The sequence below is a fragment of the Vibrio sp. SCSIO 43009 genome (assembly GCF_023716525.1).
Classification (GTDB): Bacteria; Pseudomonadota; Gammaproteobacteria; order Enterobacterales; family Vibrionaceae; genus Vibrio; species Vibrio alginolyticus.
Map to the genome: position 1 here is coordinate 1547745 of NZ_CP071843.1, position 22782 is coordinate 1570526.

The 22782-nt window shown below is 44.4% G+C and carries 23 protein-coding genes; 12 read left to right on the forward strand and 11 right to left on the reverse strand.

The genetic code is table 11. From position 1 onward, the window contains the following. The first annotated feature begins 66 nt into the window (after positions 1 to 66). The 5 genes from J4N43_RS22365 (at position 67) to fusA (ending at position 6778) form a co-directional block, all read left to right on the forward strand. Positions 67 to 1275 carry an MFS transporter gene (locus J4N43_RS22365; RefSeq protein ID WP_062731075.1) on the forward strand — a complete coding sequence of 403 codons (1209 nt, stop codon included), beginning with the start codon at positions 67 to 69 and terminating at the stop codon, positions 1273 to 1275. A gap of 154 nt (positions 1276 to 1429) precedes the next feature. Further along, entirely contained in the window at positions 1430 to 2311 is an 882-nt protein-coding gene (locus J4N43_RS22370) for a LysR family transcriptional regulator (RefSeq protein ID WP_085569193.1), read from the forward strand. A 101-nt stretch (positions 2312 to 2412) separates the two neighbouring features. Further along, entirely contained in the window at positions 2413 to 3417 is a 1005-nt protein-coding gene (gene dgcN, locus J4N43_RS22375; RefSeq protein ID WP_158159504.1) for an N-acetyltransferase DgcN, read from the forward strand. A gap of 50 nt (positions 3418 to 3467) precedes the next feature. Beyond that, entirely contained in the window at positions 3468 to 4460 is a 993-nt protein-coding gene (gene dgcA, locus J4N43_RS22380; protein ID WP_139059291.1) for an N-acetyl-D-Glu racemase DgcA, read from the forward strand. A 293-nt stretch (positions 4461 to 4753) separates the two neighbouring features. Next, positions 4754 to 6778, forward strand: a complete 2025-nt coding sequence (fusA, locus tag J4N43_RS22385) for an elongation factor G (RefSeq protein WP_158159461.1) — start codon at positions 4754 to 4756, stop codon at positions 6776 to 6778. Between the two features lie 75 nt (positions 6779 to 6853). On the opposite strand, the gene J4N43_RS22390 is transcribed toward fusA, so the two are convergent. Beyond that, the gene (locus tag J4N43_RS22390) at positions 6854 to 7048 is read right to left on the reverse strand and encodes a hypothetical protein (protein WP_005373920.1); all 195 of its coding nucleotides are present in this window, start codon (positions 7046 to 7048) and stop codon (positions 6854 to 6856) included. A 187-nt stretch (positions 7049 to 7235) separates the two neighbouring features. Between J4N43_RS22390 and J4N43_RS22395 the strand changes: the two genes are divergently transcribed. Beyond that, positions 7236 to 8048 carry an aminoglycoside phosphotransferase family protein gene (locus J4N43_RS22395; protein WP_199266782.1) on the forward strand — a complete coding sequence of 271 codons (813 nt, stop codon included), beginning with the start codon at positions 7236 to 7238 and terminating at the stop codon, positions 8046 to 8048. On the opposite strand, the gene nqrM is transcribed toward J4N43_RS22395, so the two are convergent. Genes nqrM through J4N43_RS22410 form a run of 3 tightly spaced genes read right to left on the reverse strand, consistent with a single transcriptional unit; the run spans position 8026 to position 9030 of the window. Beyond that, positions 8026 to 8235, reverse strand: a complete 210-nt coding sequence (nqrM, locus tag J4N43_RS22400; protein WP_017635136.1) for a (Na+)-NQR maturation NqrM — start codon at positions 8233 to 8235, stop codon at positions 8026 to 8028. The two genes, J4N43_RS22395 and nqrM, sit on opposite strands and share 23 nt — an antisense overlap. A gap of 1 nt (position 8236) precedes the next feature. Beyond that, positions 8237 to 8743 (reverse strand): NifB/NifX family molybdenum-iron cluster-binding protein, encoded by a 507-nt coding sequence (locus J4N43_RS22405; protein ID WP_053349334.1) that lies wholly within the window; start codon positions 8741 to 8743, stop codon positions 8237 to 8239. Beyond that, on the reverse strand, positions 8740 to 9030 hold the full coding sequence (locus J4N43_RS22410; protein WP_005373924.1) for a DUF134 domain-containing protein: 291 nt from the start codon (positions 9028 to 9030) through the stop codon (positions 8740 to 8742). The genes J4N43_RS22405 and J4N43_RS22410 overlap by 4 nt, the downstream gene beginning before the upstream one ends. A gap of 499 nt (positions 9031 to 9529) precedes the next feature. On the opposite strand from J4N43_RS22410, the gene J4N43_RS22415 reads away from it, so the two are divergent. The 4 genes from J4N43_RS22415 (at position 9530) to ompV (ending at position 13443) form a co-directional block, all read left to right on the forward strand. Beyond that, the gene (locus J4N43_RS22415; RefSeq protein ID WP_053349335.1) at positions 9530 to 10429 is read left to right on the forward strand and encodes an ABC transporter permease; all 900 of its coding nucleotides are present in this window, start codon (positions 9530 to 9532) and stop codon (positions 10427 to 10429) included. Next, positions 10422 to 11651, forward strand: a complete 1230-nt coding sequence (locus J4N43_RS22420) for a quaternary amine ABC transporter ATP-binding protein (protein ID WP_053349336.1) — start codon at positions 10422 to 10424, stop codon at positions 11649 to 11651. The genes J4N43_RS22415 and J4N43_RS22420 overlap by 8 nt, the downstream gene beginning before the upstream one ends. Positions 11652 to 11911: 260 nt before the next feature. Further along, positions 11912 to 12445, forward strand: coding sequence for a copper resistance protein NlpE (locus J4N43_RS22425; protein ID WP_053349337.1), 534 nt, complete (start codon positions 11912 to 11914; stop codon positions 12443 to 12445). Between the two features lie 221 nt (positions 12446 to 12666). Beyond that, positions 12667 to 13443, forward strand: coding sequence for an outer membrane protein OmpV (ompV, locus tag J4N43_RS22430; protein ID WP_053349338.1), 777 nt, complete (start codon positions 12667 to 12669; stop codon positions 13441 to 13443). Between the two features lie 75 nt (positions 13444 to 13518). On the opposite strand, the gene J4N43_RS22435 is transcribed toward ompV, so the two are convergent. The 3 genes from J4N43_RS22435 to J4N43_RS22445 form a co-directional block, all read right to left on the reverse strand. Beyond that, complete coding sequence (locus J4N43_RS22435) at positions 13519 to 15186, reverse strand: ABC transporter substrate-binding protein (protein ID WP_053349339.1); 1668 nt, start codon at positions 15184 to 15186, stop codon at positions 13519 to 13521. 160 nt (positions 15187 to 15346) lie between these two features. Further along, positions 15347 to 15961 (reverse strand): outer membrane beta-barrel protein, encoded by a 615-nt coding sequence (locus tag J4N43_RS22440; protein ID WP_005373936.1) that lies wholly within the window; start codon positions 15959 to 15961, stop codon positions 15347 to 15349. Positions 15962 to 16141: 180 nt separating this feature from the next. Continuing rightward, entirely contained in the window at positions 16142 to 17026 is an 885-nt protein-coding gene (locus J4N43_RS22445; RefSeq protein WP_005387224.1) for a LysR family transcriptional regulator, read from the reverse strand. A 93-nt stretch (positions 17027 to 17119) separates the two neighbouring features. On the opposite strand from J4N43_RS22445, the gene J4N43_RS22450 reads away from it, so the two are divergent. After that, a complete protein-coding gene (locus J4N43_RS22450) occupies positions 17120 to 18001 on the forward strand; it encodes a DMT family transporter (protein WP_005373940.1) in 882 nt (293 codons plus the stop codon). A 63-nt stretch (positions 18002 to 18064) separates the two neighbouring features. Here the strand turns inward: J4N43_RS22450 and J4N43_RS22455 are convergent, their stop codons facing one another. The 4 genes from J4N43_RS22455 to pncB all read right to left on the reverse strand — a co-directional run bounded on the left by J4N43_RS22455 (position 18065) and on the right by pncB (position 21738). Further along, a complete protein-coding gene (locus J4N43_RS22455) occupies positions 18065 to 18844 on the reverse strand; it encodes a methyltransferase domain-containing protein (RefSeq protein WP_158159459.1) in 780 nt (259 codons plus the stop codon). A gap of 170 nt (positions 18845 to 19014) precedes the next feature. Next, positions 19015 to 19533, reverse strand: coding sequence for a glycine zipper 2TM domain-containing protein (locus J4N43_RS22460; RefSeq protein WP_005373945.1), 519 nt, complete (start codon positions 19531 to 19533; stop codon positions 19015 to 19017). Between the two features lie 214 nt (positions 19534 to 19747). Continuing rightward, positions 19748 to 20107 (reverse strand): hypothetical protein, encoded by a 360-nt coding sequence (locus J4N43_RS22465; protein ID WP_005373947.1) that lies wholly within the window; start codon positions 20105 to 20107, stop codon positions 19748 to 19750. Positions 20108 to 20427: 320 nt separating this feature from the next. After that, positions 20428 to 21738 carry a nicotinate phosphoribosyltransferase gene (pncB, locus tag J4N43_RS22470; RefSeq protein ID WP_025998656.1) on the reverse strand — a complete coding sequence of 437 codons (1311 nt, stop codon included), beginning with the start codon at positions 21736 to 21738 and terminating at the stop codon, positions 20428 to 20430. Between the two features lie 298 nt (positions 21739 to 22036). On the opposite strand from pncB, the gene J4N43_RS22475 reads away from it, so the two are divergent. Further along, positions 22037 to 22762, forward strand: a complete 726-nt coding sequence (locus J4N43_RS22475; protein ID WP_005373953.1) for an NUDIX domain-containing protein — start codon at positions 22037 to 22039, stop codon at positions 22760 to 22762. Positions 22763 to 22782 lie beyond the last annotated feature (20 nt).

Genomic DNA, 22782 nt, shown 5'->3' on the forward strand with positions numbered 1-22782 from the left:
GTTGTTAAACACAAGACAGTTGGACATCAACCTTTTGAAATCCATCGGGAGTTAGAGGCAAACATAATGAAAAATAAAACTCAGCCGTACTTAGCTGGCCGCTTCTTCGACAGCATTTCCTCTGGCTTATTCATGATGGCACTGCCATGGGTCATGCTTTCCGAACCTAACATGGGTACATTCGTCGCTTTAGTTTCTCTGAGCTGCACCGCGATTTCTTTTCTAGCAACGCCTTTCTTTTCCACTTTAATTGACCGACATTCACGCAAAGTACTACTCGTGCTCAATCAATGGATTCAATCGGGTATGGCTTTGGTGGTGTTCATTGCTTATTGGTTAGGGTTCGAGTCACACTGGTTGCTGGCTTTTGCACAATTGGTGTATTGGGTTTCGAGTAATTTTGCATGGACGACCAACAACGCTTTCACCCAAGAAAATTATCAGCACCATGAGTATGCGAAAATTTCGGGTCAGCAAGAAATTGTAATGCAATCCACAACCCTCGGAGCTGGCGCGTTGGGTATTGTTTTGCTTGAAATGTGGGGTATGAAAGAGTTTGCTTTGTTTGCGGCCAGCGCCTCTGCGTTAGCAGCGATGTTCTATATTCTGACGCCTTATACCCAACAATTAAGGGCATCAAAATCCGTTGCTTTCATCGCGCAACTCAAAGAGAGCAAACAAATATTCCGTCTCGAACCCCGATTTTATGGCTTTATTCTGCTCTCTTGCCTCTCTTATCCTGCATTGACGTATTTGAGCAAACTGGTGCCGATTTGGTTTTCTGAACAAGGCATCTCTGGCGATTGGTTTGCAGGGTTCAACATCAGTTTTGGCCTCGGCTCGTTGCTAACCGGCTTTATTGTCACCAAAGTGCTAAGCCGTGCCTCCCATAGCCACATTATGTTCGCTTCGATGGTTATGGTCTCTTTTGCGCTTATCGGGATGAGTTTTGCGATGAGCCCGCTGACCATCTTATTGTTTACGGCGCTGTTTGGCGTATTTAACGCGCTAAATCGCATTGCGAGAGTCAACTGGATGCATCACACCGTAGCGGTTCATCAACGAGGTCGCGTCGATGGCGGCATCAGCATGTTTGCCACCACCATTCAATCTCTCAGTTACGTCCTGATTGCAATATTGAGTCATTACGAACTAACACAATACGGTTTTGCAATCGCAGCCGCTGTCATGGTATTAGCAGTGATTTTGATGGGGTTACTCAGCCGAGACGTCGAGCCGTTTAACGACCTGCCCCTTCATGCAGCAGCAAAGTGAAGCATAGAAATTGAGAAGTTGAGAAATTGAAAAAGCGAGATAGGAAGGCAACCAACATCGTCTTCCTATTTTTTACGCCAGCACTTTTGCCTCTATCGCTTATCAGCAAGGTTGGGTATTCTGAGGTGACCAACATAAGCAGAGAGAAATCGCAGTGAACTTAAGGCAATTAGAAGTCTTTTACGCCATTATGCAAGCAGGAACGGTGTCAGGCGCGGCTCGCTTACTGCACGTTTCCCAACCTAATGTCACTCGAGTTCTCGCCCATACAGAACAACAACTGAGCTTCGCTTTATTTGAGCGTGTAAAGGGCCGTCTCGTTCCAACTCAAGAAGCCAAAGCCTTATTGCCAGAGGCTGAAAAAGTCTATCAACAACTCGGACAATTTCGCTCTCTGACCAACAAAGTCAAACAGGGAACTCAACATTTACGAGTTGGTGCTCCGCCTGTTTTGGCCGCACACTTGTTAACGCCGACTGTCGCGTTGTTGTCGAAAGAGCACAGCATCTCCTTTGAGCTCTTAACGGCCAATCGCGATGAGCTGTGCTCAGGTTTACTGAAACATGAATTGGATGTCGCCATTGCGTTCGGTGAAGAAACGCCACCAGCGATCATGGGACACATGTTATTAAAAGAAAACTTGGCGCTAATTGCCCCTAAAAGCGCAGCGATACCCACAGAAAAAACCGTCACTTTAGAAGAACTCATCAGTCACGATTTACCCATTATCGGTTTAGATAGCCGAGACCCTCTGGGCTTATTGCTGCATCAAACCTTATCGGCGCGTGACGAACATTATCAACATGCCATCACCGTCCGCAGCTACTCCGCGGCGGCTGAACTGGTGAAAAACGAAGCAGGATTCGCGATTGTAGACCCTTGGACTGCAAAACAATATCGCCAAGATAATGCCGTTTCCGTGCATGCTTTGGAGCCAAATATGTCCTTCTCCGTCTCTGTTTTATTCGCAGAGCACACACCTCAATCCATTGCGACAAAGCAATTTATCACCGCCCTAAAACAACAAATGGTTTAAAGGTATAACCTGAAGTTATGCCTGCCTAACAAATAAGCATTCGGTTTCCTAAATCAGTCTGGCTACATTAATGAGCAATAACGATGACGAAGGGAACCATCATGCAAATTGCTCAACCTTACCTACTCTTTCTTGGCGATGTAACCGATCCACTCGCAGCAAAAACCGCGCGTGGCATATACCAATGGCGACCTGAGATTTGTCTTGGCCAAATCCGCCTGACGCCAGAAACCGTATCGCTTGGTTTAACCGACATGACACTACAACAAGCGCAGCAGCAAGGAGCAAAAACGCTGGTGCTCGGCACGGCAAATCCAGGAGGCGTCATTCCCGAAGCTTGGCAAGCAACCTTACTTGAAGCGGCAGAGATGGGATTTGAAATTGCATCGGGCATGCACCAACGTTTGGCGGAATTTGATCCTCTTGCCGATCTAGAACAACGCGGATTAACCAAACTGTATGATGTTCGCCATTATGATGCCCCGCTCAAGGTCGGCAATGGCAAAGCTCGTGCAGGCAAGCGAGTACTTACTGTAGGAACAGATTGCTCCGTTGGCAAAATGTACTCTGCCCTTGCCATTGAGTATGCATTGAAGCGTAAAAACTGTCGTGCAGAGTTCAAAGCAACGGGTCAAACCGGAATTCTCATCGCAGGCAGTGGCATTTCGATTGATGCTGTAGTTGCCGATTTTATCTCCGGCGCAGTAGAAGCGATCAGCCCTGAGTTCACCGATCACGATTGGGACATCATCGAAGGGCAAGGTTCATTGTTTAACCCTTCATTTGCTGGCGTAAGTTTGGGCTTACTTCACGGCGCACAAGCTGACGCTCTGATACTGTGCCATGAGATTGGTCGCCCGCACATCCGCAACTTACCACATGCGAGCTTGCCAACCATTGAACAAACGATAGAAGCGAATCTGGCCGCTGCTCGCCTAACAAATCCAAACGCTCAATTAGTGGGTATTTGCTTAAACACTTCGGCGCTCAGCGAAGAAGATGCAGCCCAGTTATGCCAGGATTGGAGCGACAAATACCAAGTGCCCGTCACCGACCCTGTACGTTTTGGCGTTGATGCGGTTGCAGATAGGCTCCTTACGATTTAAGAAACATTTACGGTTTAGAAAATAACTGTGGTTTAGGGAAAACTAGTGAGATGAAAATTCATGTAGAACCTGTCACGCTTGCCATGGCGACACCATTTCGCATCTCTCGCGGCAGTCGGACAGAGTGCCACGTAGTCCGAGTGACAATTGAACATCGAGGCATGACCGCCCAAGGTGAATGCACGCCATACCCTCGTTATGGTGAATCGGTTGAATCGGTGATTAAGGCGATTTCTCACGCCGCACATGAACTGCAAAGTTTGTATGCCAAAGGCGAAGCTGATGTCATGGTTCTCAAAAGCCAGCTTCAATCGTTATTGCCCGCGGGGGCGGCAAGAAATGCATTGGATTGCGCCCTTTGGCATCTTCACGCGCTTTTGAGCCACAAGCAACAGGTTCACGACCTCTTTACGTTACCAGAGGCGATTGTGACGGCGATGACGGTTTCTATCGACACGCCGCAAGCGATGGCAAAACAGGCACAAGCTTATCTTAGCCAAGGCGCAAAACTGCTTAAGGTAAAACTGGATGGTGAACACGTGCTTGAGCGCGTTGCAGCAGTACGCGATGCTGCGCCGCACGCGCAAATTGTTTTAGATGCGAATGAAGCGTGGCAAGGCCTCGACCTCGCGACGGTATTTGCTCAACTCGAACCGCTAGACATCACCATGATCGAACAACCGTTGCCACAAGACTGCGATGACGTACTCGCCAGCATTCCGCACCCCATTCCACTTTGCGCCGATGAAAGTTGTCACACCAGAGAGCAATTGCATCAGTTGGTTGGCAAATATGAAATGGTGAATATTAAGCTAGATAAAACTGGCGGGCTCACTGAAGCACTATTATTAGCCGACGACGCCCAAAAACTCGGTTTTAGCCTCATGTCCGGTTGTATGTTGGGGACGTCGCTGGCGATGCGAGCCGCGTTACCTATTGCTGCTCAGGCAAGCGTTGTCGATCTTGATGGCCCGGTGTTACTAGGACAAGATGTAACGCCAAGCTTGGTTTATCGCGACGGCGAAATCGTTCTTTCCAAATAGCCTAAACAATCCAGAGGTTTTGCTCCAAAAGTCAGAACCTCTGAGTTTATGATCTCGATTAAAAAACAATCAGCCCCATCATGAAATAAATCACATAAATTATATGGTTATTGAGGCATGCTAAGATTCCAGTAGTCCAAGAAGGTGGTCTTATGCATCGAGTCATCCGGAAAATGACGTGGAAAACGAATAGGCGGTAATCCCGCCCTACTCCAATGCAGTGCGTGGGTTTCTATAACAACCCACTTCCTAGCAATTCGTAGGTTTTTCACGCCATCTTGCAAGGAGGCTTTATGCCTATCAATAAAATACGCAATATCGCTTTTGTCGGTCAAACCGGGACCGGTAAAACCACACTGATAGAAAAACTGCTCTTCACCTGCGATGCCACCCACCATTTAGGCAGCGTAGAAAAAGGCGATACTGTTACCGACTTCGACCCTCAATCCATCCAATATCAACACAGTATTGAAGCAACGCCAGTCGCACTGCGCTGGAATAAACACCGGCTCAATATCATCGACACTCCGGGACAAAACGAGTTACTTGGCCGTACTATCAGCGTTTTTCCTGCCGTTGAAACATCCGCCCTTGTCATCGACCCTCAAACACCGCTTAACCAAACTTCCGATCGCTTATTCACCTTTGCAAAAGAGCAGCAAAAATGTCAGATGATCATCATCAATAAGCTCGATAACCACGGTAATCAGTTAGAGAGATTGATGGAGAACATCGTTGAGCATTTTGGTGACCACTGCTTGCCGATCAACTTACCTTCGACTGACGGGGAATCTGTAGTTGACTGCTATTTCGAACCAGAATTGGGACGAGAAACCTTACTTGCAACAGTAGATGAAGCTCATGAGACCTTAATTGACCAAGTCATCGAAGTCGATGAAGAACTGATGGAACTGTATCTGGAACAAGGCTCTGAACTCACCGCAGAGCAACTGCATGATCCGTTTGAAGAAGCACTGAGAACTGGACATGTGATTCCGGTCTGTTTTGTCTCAGCACAAACCGGCGCGGGCGTCGAGTTGCTGCTGCGCACCTTGGCGGAGATCATGCCCATGCCAAACGAGGGTAACCCTCCTCTACTGGAAAAGAACGGCAAAAAAATCAAAGTAAATTGCGAAACCTTAGAGCACACCGTCGCACACGTGTACAAAGTCAGCGTCGACCCATATATGGGAAAACTTGCCTACTTACGTGTGTATCAGGGTGAAATCAATGCGGGCAGCCAGCTTTATATTGGCGAAAGCAACAAGGCATTTAAAGTTGGGCACTTATATCAACTGCAGGGCAAAGATAGAACCGAGATCCCTCGCGCGCTTGCAGGCGACTTCTGCGTTTTAGCCAAAGTGGATGATCTCGAATTCGATTCAATCGTTCATGACTCTCACGAAGAAGATGGTGTTCAACTCAAAACGTTGGACCTTCCTGAATCCATGTATTCTTTGTGCTTGAAGCCTCTTAAGCGTGGAGATGAGCAAAAATTAGGAGATGTGCTGAATAAAATTGCCAGTGAAGATCCTTCGCTGCGCATCGAACATCGCGCTCGCACCAACGAAACCATCATCAGCGGCCAAGGGGAGTTTCACCTCAAAGTCGCATTAGAAAAGATGGCGAACGTGTACAAACTGGACGTCGAAACCTGCCAACCAAGCGTCGAATACTTTGAAACCATCACCAAACCTGCCGAAGGGCATTATCGACACAAAAAACAAAGTGGCGGTGCAGGCCAATTTGGTGAAGTGCAATTGAAGGTTCGTCCACTCGAACGTGGTGCCGGATTTAAGTTCATCAACAAAGTGGTGGGTGGCGCCATTCCAACCGCGCTCATTCCTGCTGTTGAAAAAGGTATTTTGCAAGCGTTAGAGGAAGGCGCGATTTCTGGCAACCCAATTAAGGATGTGGAAGTCACCGTTTATGACGGTAAATATCACTCCGTCGATTCGAAAGAAATAGCGTTTGTCATCGCAGGTAAGAAAGCCTTTTTAGATGCGATTAACAACGCAGATCCTATTGTGCTAGAACCCATTGTCCAGATGGAACTGCACATCCCAACCGCGAATGTTGGCGATGTTTCTGGTGATTTATCTGGAAACCGAGGCTTAATCGAAGGCTCCGAGCCAATAGACAGCAGCTTCACTTTACTCAGAGCCAAGTCACCAGTAAATGAGCTGCAAGATTACGCTCGTCGATTGCGCTCCATCACGGGTGGTGAAGGCAGTTTTAGTATGACTTTAAGCCATTACGAGCCCGCGCCACCAGCAGTGCAAAAACAGGTCTGCCAAGGCAGTGCACAACAAGGTTAATTCCCTAAGATTCAAATCAATCACATAAACAAAAAAGCGCCCTCATTTTGAGGGCGCTTTTAGGTAAAAGAAAAATTATTTATCGAGAGACAAACCTATCTGACTGATTTTGCTTTCAAACTCTTCGATGCTGTTCGCTTTGTAAGTCGGAGCACCGTTAAAGTAGCGCGGTTTCTCTGGCAGCATCGCATTTTTCAGCTCTTGTTCTTGATCGATATTGTCATGGTAAACCGTTACACGATTTGGAATATCCTGCTTCATTACAGCCATTTTGGTTCTCCTTTATTAAGACGAATAGTAAGCGTAGAACGAATTTATCGGAGTACAGGCGAGACTGTGTAAAATTTAGACACTCACAGCAAAATCATATTTAAACGGTTGCATTTAATATTTTTGAGGCACTTTGTCGTGGCTATTGGCAAACGTGAGTGCAGCGATTAAGGTGAGATTTCTCTACATGAAGACAGGAAGTCCGGTGTCGCAACAAGAACTCAACCAAATGGGCAGTGCCAAAGTTTTTCTCATCGAAAAAGATGGCGTCCAAGTAATAGAAAAACGTAACCCTACTCAAATAGAAGTGGCGTTTTATCAACGCTATGCCGAGCAGTTTAACGCGCTTGGAATACACGTACCGCGCTTGATTCAACTCGACGACCAGAAAAACGTTCTGCACATTGAATACGTTCCCCACGCAGTCGAGCAAGCATTCTTACTTGAAGATGATCGAGTCATTGAACAACTCGTCAAACTGCACAAACTTCCACCAACATCAGATGGTGTTTATCACCGCCACCAGTGGACACCACAAGCGACTCAACAAGCACTCACTACACTTAAACTGGGCTCAGAGACAGAACAGTTCTTCCACCAGCTACAACAACGATCGGCGCACCTTTTTGATAGGCAGAACTTGATCTCCGGAGACACCAATGCAGGAAACTGGGGACAGCGCGAAAATGGCGAGCTGGTGCTGTTCGACTGGGAGCGCTTTTCTACAGGGCATGTCGCGATAGATTTAGCACCGCTCATCGAGGGCATGGGCACATTTGATGATTACTTGAACGTAGCAGACAAATATATAAAGTGCGCAGAGAAAGGTGAAACAACAGAATTGGCGCGCGATATCGGACTAGCAAAAGCGTGGATCGTTGTCGAGGTAGTCAACATACTGGTCTCCAGAGAGAATCCGCAGACCAGCAAGTATTTGGACTGGTTTCGGCAAACCTTGCCGCAATGGGCCAAAAGCCTTAGCGCTCAGGTGATGAGTTAGGCTCTGAGATTTGATATAAACGCCTTTCAGGTTCTGCGCATGAGGTTTCGCAGTTGCATACTTTATCAACACCGACGTTGTTTAAACCGCCGCAACTTCCTTGAATACGCTTGTTATGAAAAATGACGCCAAGTGACATCAACAAAATGATTGCGAGAAAACCAAGAAAGGTAAATAACCAAACCATATTAACCTGCCTTATTAGCCATCGACTCTAGCTTAAGTATAGCAGGGCTAGATGTTGCTTTGAGTAGCGCTTTAGGTCTTGCCAACAAGGAGGGTTTTGATTTTTGGCCACCACAACCACAGGAGCCGCAGCCGCCTTTTTCTTTGTGAACACTTTTCTTATGATTGTTTGATGGACGTCCTTGAGAGGGCTCAATCAAAGGCTCTCTTGGAACCGCAAGCACATCTTCCAAGGAACTACGAGTAGACAGCCTAAATACTGGCGTGCCACTGCTAAGTAGCTTTGCCAATACACGTTCACCGATATTTCGCACAAGAACAGCATCCACATTGTACCCTTTTAGAGACTGAATCAACTGAGACTTCGCATTACAACCCGCTTGTGGCATAGAAGCTATGTTCGCTAAGTTTTTTAGCATACCGTCAGTATCAGAATAAATAGCAATGTATGGTGCTTTTACAAAGTGGTTTGCCACCCGCTCACCATCATTAGGAATAGCATAAATCATAAGTTTGACTCCTCATTCGGAAAAACTAATGCATGACCTTCAACTAAACTTTTTGCGACTTTCAACCTTGCACTTTTTACTGTGTTACCAAAAGTTTGTCTAGAAACGCCCATCTGCTCCGCAGCTTGCTGCTGGCTAAGCCCCTCTAAGTCGGCTAAACGTAGCGCTTCTAACTCTTCTGGTAATATGGCGACTTGCTCCAACTGATTAAATGGAATGCCATTGGGCTTAAAGCAATGGTGAGCCGCACGTCCGCATATTCGTCTTTCTATCTTTGGTCTTGCCATCATTGTCCCTCAAAAACACAGAGTCAAATTACGCCTTAAACTGGCATATGCCAATAACATTTTTAGCATATGCCAATAAACTAAGTTTGCAAAAATCAACACGACAAATACGTAATACATCAGCATTAATTAGACATCTAATAATTTAGGAATTTTGATGACAAACGAACAAAAAGATCAATTCTAATTAACCGGATAATAAAAACGTTAGTTTGCGCAGATTTTTCATACAAATACACGCTAATGTGTTCATTTTATTGAAGAAGAAAAACTATAATCCAAGCAAATCATTAGTTTGAACACTAATGATTGTTTTATTTAAAGGATGTATATCTAAGGAACGAAAAAGAGAAGTTTGACGACATTGGCCTGAGCTTAAAGGGTAATACTTTCGATACAGAACCTGTCGAACGACCATTACTTGGCCTAGATGCCCTACTCTTCTTGCCAAATTAAGTTTCTTGAAAGCGCTTAGGTATATCAGAAAAAGGAAGTACATATGTCTGACTCAAATTGGCTCAGCGAATTCCCGGAAATGGATGCCTCTGATCTCAGGGCGATTCGCAAAACACTCGACGGCGCCTACAGAGATTTCTCTCGCGAGTATGGTGAACTCATTGAGTCTCTGTTTGATCCGCTCCTGGCGTTTCTTGTCTGGTTTGAAAAGCTTCTGATTTCTACACCTTGGTTCATTATTTTAGGTGTCTGCACCACTCTCGTTTATGCCGCTAGCCGCTCTTGGAAACTGGCCGCTGCATGTTTTGGTTCGCTGATTCTGATTGGCTATTTTGGAATGTGGGAAGACACTATGCGCACGCTCAGTATCATCACTGTATGTACTATGCTTGCCATCGCAATTGGTATCCCTATCGGCATTGCTATGGCGCGCTCTAATCGCATTCAGTCGGTGGTAACACCATTACTCGACGTCATGCAGACCATGCCAGCATTTGTGTATCTCATTCCAGTTGTGATGTTATTGGGCATCGGGAAAATTCCTGGCCTTATCGCAGTAGTGATCTACGCGATTCCACCGGTTATTCGTTTAACCAATTTGGGCATTCGTCTAGTTGATAAAGAAGTATTGGAAGCCGCAACCGCATTTGGTGCCAGCACTCGGCAACGGCTTTTTGGAGTTCAGCTTCCGCTTGCAATGCCAACCATCATGGCGGGAATTAACCAAACGATCATGATGGCACTGTCAATGGTGGTCATCGCATCAATGATTGGGGTAAAAGGTTTAGGTCAGCCTGTTCTAAAGTCTATTACCAATCAATATTTCACTCTTGGTCTTCTCAATGGTTTAGCAATTGTCGCCCTAGCAATCCTTTTTGATCGTGCTTCACAAGCGTATGCGAAACGCACTCAAGCTCATTTAAGAGATTCAAAACATGACTAGTCCACTTATCGAAATCAGCGGTCTTTATAAAATCTTCGGTACCAGACCCAATAGCGTGATTGAGCGCGTTAAGTTGGGACATAGTAAAGAGCAGGTTTTAGCGGAAACGGGCCACACGGTCGGACTAAAAGACATCAACCTGCAAATTCAAAAGGGTGAAATTTTTGTCATTATGGGATTATCCGGTTCTGGAAAATCCACCATGATTCGCCACTTCAATAGATTAATCGATCCAACCATGGGGCAGATCTTGGTAGAAGGGGTGGATGTCATGCAACTTTCTAACAAAGAACTTGAACAGTTTCGCCGTCACAAGATGTCTATGGTGTTCCAACGCTTTGGCTTGCTGCCTCATCGCACTGTTATCGACAACATCGCATATGGTTTGGAAGTTCAGGGAATGAGTAAAGAGGCGCGCTTAGAAAAAGCAAATGAATGGTTAGAAACCGTTGGACTGACGGGTTATGAGCACCAGTATCCTGCTCAACTATCGGGTGGACAGCAACAGCGTGTGGGCCTTGCACGGGCACTGGCTACCGACGCCGAAATACTGTTGATGGACGAGGCTTTCTCAGCATTGGACCCTCTGATTCGGAGCGAAATGCAAGATCAGTTGGTAGAGCTGCAACAGAAGCTGCACAAAACCATTATTTTCATTACTCATGATTTAGATGAAGCGCTTCGACTTGGCGATCGCATCGCGATTCTTAAAGACGGTGAACTTGTCCAACAAGGTTCACCAGACGAAATTTTACTGCATCCTGCCGATGAGTACGTTGAAGCCTTTGTAAAAGACGTCAATAGAGCGCGAGCACTGACGGTCGAAACGCTGATGCAGCCACCTTCGTACTGTGTTCGCGCTGAAACCATTGAAGATGCGCTGAGTGAAATGAAACGTGTTAAACGTGATTATGCCTACCATGAGACCAATGCAGGCTATCAAGGCGTGATAACACAGCAAGGATTGCTAAACGCAGCGAAGTTAACTCACCTATCAGATTGGCGTGATGATATCTATGAAGAGGTGCCTATCATCTCTCCACATTTAGCCATTGAGCAAGTGCTGACTGAAGTCATGTCGTGTGAACATTCACTGCCCGTCATCGATGAGCACGGCCATTTGAAAGGCGAATTAAATCGTCAGGTTATTGCGGAGCTGTTTTCTGATCAACGAAGCACAAAACGAGGCACTTCACACTCAAGCTTCAATAACGTTTCTTAGATGATGTTGATAATACAGCTCACAACAATGTGAGCTGTTATCAATTAACTCGCTCACAATCCCCTTTTAGATATTTGTCTGTGGGCTCAAGCTTGATACCCAAAGCAACATTTACATTGTTCTGATTTTCCTGACAATTTCATGCTCATATCCGGTTTTATTGACATAGTTAGATCATTCTATTGCTTTTTGATGACGCAAATCCTCGATAAATGTCTACTATTACTCTCATACAAAATCTTGATTTAAAGAGGGATAAAATGAAAAAGACAATGTTGGCACTAACAGGCGCGGTAATCATTCTTGCAGGCTGTCAAGATGAGAAACCTGCCGAAACAAGCGCAGTTGAAGTACCTCAGGCAACGGAAACTGAAGTCACCACCAGTGCAGACGTTACGACTGAGACAATTGACACGTTACCAGTAGAAGAAGAACAGGTAATTACTGAAGAGACATTTGTAGACTCTGAACACAACGCACAAAGTGCTCTGGACTGGAACGGCACCTACAAAGGAACACTACCTTGCGCGGATTGTGCTGGTATCGATATGACCATCACACTAAATCAAGATGGCACTTACGTACTTGAAGAAAGCTACCAAGACAAAGAAGACGGTCAAACAAAATCTGAAGGTCAATTCACTTGGGACGCAAATGGCAGCATCGTAACGTTGACAAATGAAGATGCACCAAACCAATACTTTGTTGGTGAAAACGTACTTATGAAGCTAGACATGAATGGCGAAAAAGTAACGGGTGACCTAGCACCACTATACAACTTAACGAAACAGTAAGAAGTTAGTATCAATACCTGATAAATACCCCAAATCCGAGCCACCCCAGCTCGGATTTTTCGTTATTTTAACGAACGCTATTCCAACAACCTTTCTATTCTGAAGCAACATTCCGCTTCTTACCCTGATTGTTCATTACATTTCCATACGCTTTGCCGATAGATGCTTACAACATCATTTTGTACAGTGTTCAAAACAAAACAGAACAACTCGGAAAAATGATGAAAAAAACATTAATTGCACTACTTACTTTGACAGCTGCTGGCTCAGCTTTTGCTGGCGATACTTACATTCGTAACGGTAATATCTACAACAACGAAGGCGGTTGGAACGTAGAAGCTGGTGTGGCTCAAGGCAGCGATCTTTTCAAAGATCAAAAGCATAATACAGCACCAATTCTCAACGGTGGTTACCATGGTGACGACTTTAATGCCGACCTAAGTGGCATTAACTACCGCTTCTTCGGTAACACCAATGAGTTAATCAACATGAGTGCCTACCTTGTAGGTAGCGGTGTAATGCGCGACGGTGATACAGCGAAAAGCCTGAAAGGCACAGATAAACGCCGCTTCGCCGTCGATCTAGGTTTAAACGCAGACTTTACACTGGATCAAAACAACGTCATTTCTACGTACCTTCAGCACGATATCAGTGGTGCTTACAAAGGTTACTTAGCGGGCGCGACTTACTTCCACATCATGAAATTCGGTAGTGTTGATTTTGTTCCTTTTGCTAACCTAACTTATCAAAGTGAAGACTACGTAGATTACTACTTTGGTGTAAAACAACGCGAAGCAAACGCAAACCGCAAAGCATACAAAGGTGATTCAACGGTAAGCTATGGTGTGGGCTACAAACTTGTTATGCCCATCAACGGCAACTGGCAAGTAAGCCAAATGACACAATACACGCGCCTAGGCAGCGGTATCAGCGACTCATCTATCGTTGATAGTGCAAACCAATGGGTTGTTGGCGCAAGTGTGTCGTACAACTTCTAATCCGATACGCCCTTATAAAGCCATCATTTCGATGGCTTTATGCGTTGGACATTTGCATAATCTTGAACACAGACTCTAGTGTGAATGAGCAATCCATAACCTATGTAAATCGCTATAGCCTGTATTCTTCACCTGCACACCTCGCACTTGCTGTGTTCTTGTCACTTCTTCGTAGCCAACAAACAAAGGCAAATATAGGTACTGATCGCGCAGCGCTTTCTCTAGGTTTAATAAAGACTGTAGCGAGTGATCATCAGCCATCGCTCTGCGAACCTTTTCTCTATGGCTTAACATCTGGCTTTGATCAAAACTAAAACGCAGTCCAGTTGCTATCGACAGCCATTCGAAGATGCCATATTCAAATGGTGCTTCCATGACTTCCTCAATGAAGAGCAAGTCTGCTTGGTGAGACACTACCTCAGGAAAACTAATGTCATCAATAACGACGATCTCCAACTCCAATCCCGTTGCACGAATCACACTGTGCAACCATTCGGAATGACGAATTAGACTCGGTATCGTCCAGACAGGTTCAGCTAATACCACTTTACCTTTCAGTTTAGGTATCACACCACCATCTGTTACTGATAAATCTTGCTCGTGAGTCTCTAACTGAATGCTGTCAACGGCACTTGGCGCATCATAAATTCGCTTTTGCACATGGATGTAATCAGCGAGTTGATACCAAGTTTCTTTTGTGAGTTGGGATTCCGCGCGTTCGCGGTAGGTCAGATATGAAAATGCGCTAATTTTTTCCACTTCAACGTGATCGGAGCTTTGGTTAAAGCTCAACATATTTAAGGTTTTAACATCACCATGAGACAGCGTTATTTGATCTAACAATGCTCGTGCTGAAAAATACTCTTTGTGCGCTTCAAGAGTCATACTCTCCTGGTTCCAGCCGCTAATTTTAAATGGCCCAGTCCCGATGTGGTAGGAATAACTAGAACCGAAAGAGACGACATCTCGACACAGAATAGACGCATGAGGAGTTGCTAGCATGTATGGAAACAACTTGTTCGGATGCTTCAATATAATTTTTAAGCAGTTAGATGTTTCTGCAACCACACTATCAATGCATTGCCAGAGCTCGTGAACTGGTCCTTTTATCTCCCTGAGTCTTTCTATACTCCAAACCACATCCTGTATGTTAAGGGGCTCGCCATCATGGCGATATATGCCTGGCCGCAACCATAACGTCATTACCTTGCCTTCCATTTTCCATTCGTGTGCTAACGATGGCTCGATACCACCATTGGAATTTTGGGTCAGCAATACGTCATAAACGCTTTTCGCGACGTGTAATTCAGTGTGACGGTAAGTATTCGCAGGGTCGATTTTGGATACCCAAGGGTAAGAAGAAATCAAAATAGCGTTATTTGATTCATTCAATCGATTCACTTTTTCAGAAGCGATGGTTAGTGCTCTAACCGCGGTTTGACCGAACCAATCAATAAGTTTCGTTATTGAGTTCATTCTTCCTCTGCCAAGCTCCTCAACCAAAAACTCGGTCATCGCTTGTTGGAGGGAAATATTAATACTGAGACGGCTAGCGTTACTTCGGCCAATCGCAGGTTGCCAATCGACCCAATCGTAAGTGGCAAGCTTTTTCATCACAATAGAAACATTGCGCCTCGACGTGCAAATCACCGCTTCTAGCTCAGAAAGCGTAACAAGGTGATACTGGTGAGGTTCAAAGTGCTTTAACAGTAGATCCAGATACCTAAGATTGACATCGTTCACAAAGATTCCTAAGAGTTATTCCAAAGCAAAAAAATAGCACAGGACGCTTAGCAACTAAACTTCCTGTGCTATATCTAAACAAATTCAAAGCTTGGACTCAGCTCGACCAACAGAAGTCAAAAACGTTTACTAAGCCAAGAGGTAACTTGAATAAGTATTCTTAGAAACGGTAGCTCATACCTACAGAGAATACATTGATGTCTGCATCAACCGTTACTTTTTCATTGCCAAATTTCGCAATGTCTAGCTCAGGCATCATGTATTCCCATTCAACTTGTAGAGCAAAGTTTTCAGTAATAGCGAACTCTGCGCCTAAACCGTACATGCCTGTTACAGTGCTGTCAGAAATGGTGGTATGGCCTGCGCTACCGTCAATCACAGAGTTGCTAATTTTGAATTCAGCATTGAAGTAAGAAAGACCAGCTTTAGCAAAAAGGTTGAAACGATCGCCAATCGGTAGAGTCGCTTTTGGCTGAATCGATAGATACTTCATGTCACCAACAGTAACAACTTTGCCGTCTAAAGCATCGTAGCCACCAATGGCTGCTTCTAGAGAAATGTATTCGTTGAATTTGTAACCACCGAATACTTTGCCTGAAAGGCTTGAGTCATCTTCAAGTTTAAGTTTAGTGCTAGCGTTAGTACCACCACCATTGATAGAGCCATTAACATCACCAAACGATGCTTGACCTACAGATGCACCAACGTAAGGAGCTGCGTTTGCAACAGAACATGTTGCTAGAAGGGCTGTCATTAGCCATGTTTTTTTAAACATTGTATTTCACTGCCTGTTAATTATTGAGGTTGTGTTTTGCCCATCCTTAAGCATGCCATGCTGTCCATTTCACTTGGTTTCAAAACCAAGTGGATGTTAATGAATAAAAACTCAATAAAACATGAAATATTTAGACACAACTTTGCCACTTTCTTTCTTAATTTTGACAATTTAGTCATTTCACAAGCATTGCTGCTTCAACCAGTTAGTGAGCTTGATGATTTCCGCTTGCTTGGCTCGACTCTTTTTATGAATAAAATAAAAGCTGTCTCCGGTTTCCAATCCATGAGAAGGGATGTACACCAAATCGTGCGCTTTATCTCTTTCATTGAGCATAAAATCATTCGCAAATGCGATGCCTTGGTCATAACGCGCCGCCTCTATTGCCAACAACATATGACTAAAATGTTGAACATCGACATCTTTCGGCAAGGTGTAACCGCCCGCTCTGCACCACTCAGCCCAGTCTTTTCCTCTCTCACGATAAATTGAGTCTGTCGACAAAATAGGGTATCGCCAAAGCGCTTCTGGAATCGGTTGATCTTGCAACTCTTTCCAAATTTTATGGCTGCAGACCGGATACAGCGTCTCCGCGTATAACTTTACCGACATGTAGTTTCGCTTTGGCTTTTCTACCGTGATGAAACAATCGCCAACGCTGTCTGTCTGTTCAGGATCACCAACGACCATATTGAGTGTCAGATCGATTTCTGGATGTAAGCGCTTAAAATCAGACAAACGCGGAATAAGCCACTTTACGGCAAGCGAGCTATAAATCGCCAACCGTATGCTGCCTTTGTCCCCTTCTCGCACCTTTTGGCTGGCCATCGCAATTGAGCTAATTGCTGGGCTAATATCCTCTAAATAGCGGGTGCCCGTATCGGACAAAGAGAGCTTTCTGCCTTGACGGATAAATAATGATTCACCCAAATAATCTTCTAATAATCGTATCTGGTGGCTAACGGCACTTTGCGTCACATTGAGTTCTTCAGCAGCAAGCGAAAAGCTAGAGTTTCTGGCAACAGATTCAAAACAGTGAACAGCTCTGAGTGGTGGCAATTTCATTATCTAAAAATCTCATACTTAAACTAATAAATATCACTTCACTTCATCCTATGACATCACCTACTCTTTGGCAAAGAAAGAGGAGAGGAAAAAGTGAAAGTTACATCGGTCGGAGCAGCGATGCTGCTATTAATTGTTGGAAATCTCATTGCGGTGCTTTCGGACTCTTTAATTAAAAGTGTCGGAAATGAAGTGCCTATTTTTCAATTTGTCTTTTTCCGACAAATATCAGCGGTGCTTTTCCTGCTGCCAGTCTACCTGCTAACAAAAAATGCGCCTTTTCTTGAAGGGTTTAAGTGGCATGCTGTTCGCGCTCACGTATGGTTACTTGGTGCAATATTCATGGTTTTGGCGATCTCATCTTTACCGCTCGCAACTGCGAACGCGATCTTTTACGCCGCGCCATTGATCATGTTGCCACTTGCAGCAATCTTTTTTGGAGAACAGTTGTCTAAGCAATCGGTCGCTGCAGCGATAATGGGCTTTGCCGGTGTATTGGTCATCATTCGTCCAGACCAAATCGATTGGGCAGCCATTTCAGCTTTAGTTGTTGCAATTACTTTAGCAATCAATAACTTGCTCATTCGAAAACTGCCAAAAAATCAGTCTGTGATGCAAACGTTATTGATGACAAACTTGGCAGGTATTCCAGTAGCCTTCTTGCTTGTTCTGATCGAAGCAGAACCTTGGGACTGGAGTGCTTTCCCTGTTGCTGCTGGCTCAAGTTTGTTCATCATGATTTATGCAGCAACATGTGTCATCGCTTACCGCTCGATCGATAGCAACAAAATTGCTAGCGCTGAATACAGTGGCTTAATTGGTGCCGTGTTTGTGGGATTGATTTGGTTTGGAGAAGTGCCAGACATATTTATGGCAATAGGAACCATTATGATTGTTGTGCCTCTGGTTTGGCTTTCTAAACGAGAGCGTCGCAAGAAAAAGTTGCAAGAGCAACAAGAAGCGCACGTTACTTAAAGTTGTGCTCTAACCCAAAGACTAAAAAACCGAGCCGTAAGTGCTCGGTTTTTTTATGTGGCTCTAATCGGTTTTTACGTAAGCGACTACGTGAGATAAAAACTGCCTTGCAAAGCGATCATTAAACCGGATGCGATATTCATGCTCGGCTTCCGACACTAGACGCCAGCCTTCAGCAAAGTATTCTTTGATATCATCAACCGCCTCTTCTTTATTTTTGATGTGTTTCGCGTTCCACTGATAAGTGCAAGAGACAACGATCAGCCCACCCACCTTGGTGGTTTTTTTTAGAGCATTGATCACGCTAAGTGGCGACTCACATTGATCAATCACATTTAAACATACGACTAAATCAAAGCGAGATTGGAGAGTATCGAGCTCAAAAGGCTGGTTAATTAGCGTCAAATCAACATGAGCACATTTCTGTACGATATCTCTATTCTCAACCTCTAAAGTGTTTAAGGTGTTCACATCGTGAAGGTAAGTAAGCTCGACGCGTTGTTCTTCTATTAACAGTTGCTTCAAGCCATCCATTAACCTATTTGAAGGCTCCACAAGCGTCGCTTCTTTAAGGTTAGGTAAGCGTTGCACTAGCTCATAATAATTTCTTCCCAGCGCCGCCCCAACCTCAAGTAGGGAATACGGCTGAACGCTGCTTTCGATTACCACTTGCGCAATAAAATCAGCAACTTGGGAGCAGTGAGGTGATGACAAAAAAGAAAGTGGGACTTGTTTTGAGCGACTGGTTATCATCTCAATCTGTTGCTCCTCAATGAACTTGTCGAACCATTGCGCCTCGAAATAACCAGCCAAACCGTGCTCGGTCAGGTAAAAATCTTCCATGTTTTTTCCGTTCGTACTTTAAGAAAAGTGATTGTATCGAACGCGGAAATTAACGGGTATTTCTGGCCGCACATTCCAATGGGAAAACAGATGAAAACGCCGCTTATGTGAAAAAGCCCTTTCATCTCAAAGATAAAAGGGCTTGTTAATCGCTTCGGTTAAGTCGCTAACTATTGTGGTAGAACAACGTTACCATCTTGAATTGGGAACGTTTTTGTCGCTGGCTTGCTCGCCAAACGAACCGTCGTTGGTGCACCTGAAACTTCGTAAGTGACGTCGTAACCCACTACTTTATCAGATGTCGTATATTCTGTATGACACTGTTTTTTCGTCGTTGTTACTACATCACCTTTTTGCACATTTTCCTGGATCTTACGACCTGTCAGTGCACCAGCAATCGTACCAGCTGCAGTTGCAATCACTTTACCTGAGCCACCACCGATTTGGTTGCCCAGCGCTGCTCCAGCTGCTGCGCCACCAACCGTACCAATAATTTTATTGTCATCCGCAGGGGCAACTTGCTCGGTTACTACCACGTCTTTACATACTTGGTGCGGCTTTTTCACCGTTTCAGTCACCGCTTCAACCAAAGTAATGTTTGCTTGAGTTGGAGCTGGTGGCGTTTTGTCTTTACAGCCTGCTAGTACAGCAACAACTGCCGTTGCAATTGCGATAGATTTCATATTCATGATTTACATCCCAGTATGGTTTGCTTTGATGAGCGTTATGGTAAATCGCAAAAGGGAAATCACATCAGACGAAAACAAACCCTCTGTCATTAACAAGTAAAGAAACACTGTTTTATAAAAGATACGTCAAGAAACACTCAGCAACGTGTCAACAGAGCTAAAACTGTATCACTACTGATTATGATTGGGCTGAACTAGTCTATGAGATTTATTTTTAAGCCAAGCTCAAAAATAGTTCGTCATCCGTTAAATACTTATGACGGTGGCTTAGATTACGCACGTGCATAAACATAAAATCAGGGAAACCAGGCGCTATAATGTTATTTGGTTCCCAGCATACACCGCCAACAAACACATATCGCCCCTGCTTGTCATCTTCGTGAAGGGGGTTATTAAGAGGAGAAGAAAACTCTGCTCGGCAACCTTCAACCACACAAACAATTTGTCCTTTAAAAAGGCCGATCACGCGCTTAACAAGATTTGCCTTGATGCCACATTTCCATGCTTGACGAGTGGCCATCTCATAGCCATATTTTCGGATCGCTTTCTTTTGCAAATGTACTACTAGGTTCATTTTGACTCCTGATTCAAGCAACTACGTGAAGCCCAAAGCCATAAAAGCAGATAGACGTCTATACCCGAGTGAGCTCATGGTACGTGGGAATAAACTACGTGATTAGACTGAGTTTAGTGTCGGATGAGATACACCGTCCACGATGCTGTAACGTATCGATTTACACCAATCAAAGGCAGATAACACATCAACTTTTGAGTGCTTTCCTGCGCTGTATCTGGTTACTTCTGTATATTACTATAACGAAATCACCCTCCACGTTTACCTATATAAATTTGTCGTAACGATAGAGGGTGCTTATCAAGGAGAGAGGATAACGCCTACACGTCGATGAGATAATTTTGACCTTCAGTTTCTAAACGATCAATCATTTTACGACACTCATTTAAATCAAGAGGTTGTTCAAAGCGGCGCTTGAGATTCATCAAAAAGAAGATATCTTCACACATGGCTTTCTCAGGTTCGTCACTGATTTTGGCGACCGGTGAACCATTGCACGTGACCATTTTTATCACGATAGAAAGTGGCTGGTAGGCGTCACCATCTTTATTGACATAATCACCCATATCATTGGCAAGAAAAGTACCGATACCAAAACTCACCTGAATACGTCCTTGGAAATACTCGCAAATATCTAACGCTTGTTCGAAGTTAAGTCCGTCGGTAAACACCAGTGTTTTTGTTAATGGGTCTATATTCAGCGACTGGTAGTGTGCAATCATTTTTTCACCCCAGCTATAAGGGCAACCACTATCGTGACGTACACCGAAGTACGCGTTACTTAGTTCTTCATCAAAGTCTTTAAGGAAAGCATCGATACCAATCGTATCGGTTAACGCAATACCTAGTGCACCATTAAACATTTTTTGCCAACGTTGCAACGCCACTTTTTGCGAATCTCGCACATTCACCAGAGCTTGGTGTCCCATAAACCATTCATGAGCAACCGTGCCGATAGGCGTCAAGTTTAGCTCTTTTGCTAAGTGATAGTTGCTTGTTCCTGTCAAACATTCCGGCACTTCCTGGCACAAATATTCCAGCATAGTGCGCTGAGCTTGAAAGGAAAAACGTCGACGCGTCGACATGTCAGAAAATTTAAAGTTAGTAATGTTACGACGTTTTAGTTCCGACTTTAGGTGTCGAACTTTCTCTTCTAAAACAGTGGTAAATTGCGCAACAGGGATATCTGACCAACGCTGACGGCTACGAACTTCAGACACGATGCTCATGATGATCGTTTCGTACAAGATGGTGTCTCGCCACAAACCGTTAATGGTAATTCTTAACTGGCTTGAGCCATCAGCCATGGCTTTGTTATGGAAAGAGACATCGCTTTGTGGGTTGAAACGGAAATGGCGCAATGCATCAACAAAGTCAGGATTCAGGTAAGGCGCGACACGCTTAATATATTCAATTTCTTCTTGCGTAAATTGAATATCTTGCAGTTTAAGGACTTCGGCTTTTACCTCGGGCAAAAGCTCAGAGAGGTCTTCCTCACTGCGCACGATAAACTTATATGACACCATCGCATCAGGGTAAAGCGCTGTTACAGCGCTCATCATATTGACTTTGTAGACATCGAAATCCAAAGCACTTTGAATGATGCGGGAAGAAAATAGTTTGGTGGTCATTAGGTGCCCTTCTACATGCCCTTCCTGGGTATATAACTTTTTGTTACTAACTAATTTGCGTAAACAATAAACACCCATCTATAGTTTGTCAACTTTTGTTACTAACCACTCATTTTTATAAGGTTTTTTTGTCTAGAATTCGAGCAAGCATTGTGAATAAGTCAGAGTCATCCGTAAATTTATGCTCAAACCGTATTACGAACACTACCAAAAACGTTTCTAACAACTCGTTACTTACCCATTGATTGACCACTTGTTATGCGCTAGATTACTTACAAATCAATATTAGGACCCAACCATGATCGTATCTGTCGACATTATTCCATTCAGGCTATCTGGCTGTGCCGATAAGGGATTGGAAGTGTTGTTGATTAAACGTTCAAATCCAAATCGGCCATACCATGGAGTCTGGGCACTACCGGGCGGATTTGTCTTTGATAAAGACTTAACCAGTGAAGGCGGACGCCCGGCCGATGAAAACTTTGAAGCGGCGCGTCGCCGAATTTGCCGTGAGAAAATCCATACCTACCCTCGCCATTTTAGCGAAGCGTTTATCGACGGTGATCCAAAACGCGATCCAGAAGACTGGAGCTTAAACATTACGCACTACGCCTTAGTTGATCGTAACAATGTAGAGCAAATAAATAATGCAGGTGTACCGGAATGCCAACTTAAATGGTTTTCGCTACAGGCTATTCTCAATGGAGAAGAAACCCTCGCATTTGATCATCAAAAAACCATTGAAAAAGCGTGGCAAAAGCTTCGTGCATCCATTGAATACACATCGGTTCTTTTGTTTGCATTAGACAAAGAGTTTTTGGTTGCGGACATCATTTCTGCTTATCAAGAGTTTGGTATTGATATCAGCCGAATGACGATTAAGCGCCGCTTGATAGATTCAGGCGTACTAAAACCCACTAATAAAGTCGCTTCAACCAACAAAGGCAAAGGTGGAAAACCCGCAATGGTATATACGCTGACTAGCGACGAAGTAACCTTTTTTCAAAACTGTTTGCGTGGATAAACGCAGACAATCTGACAGAC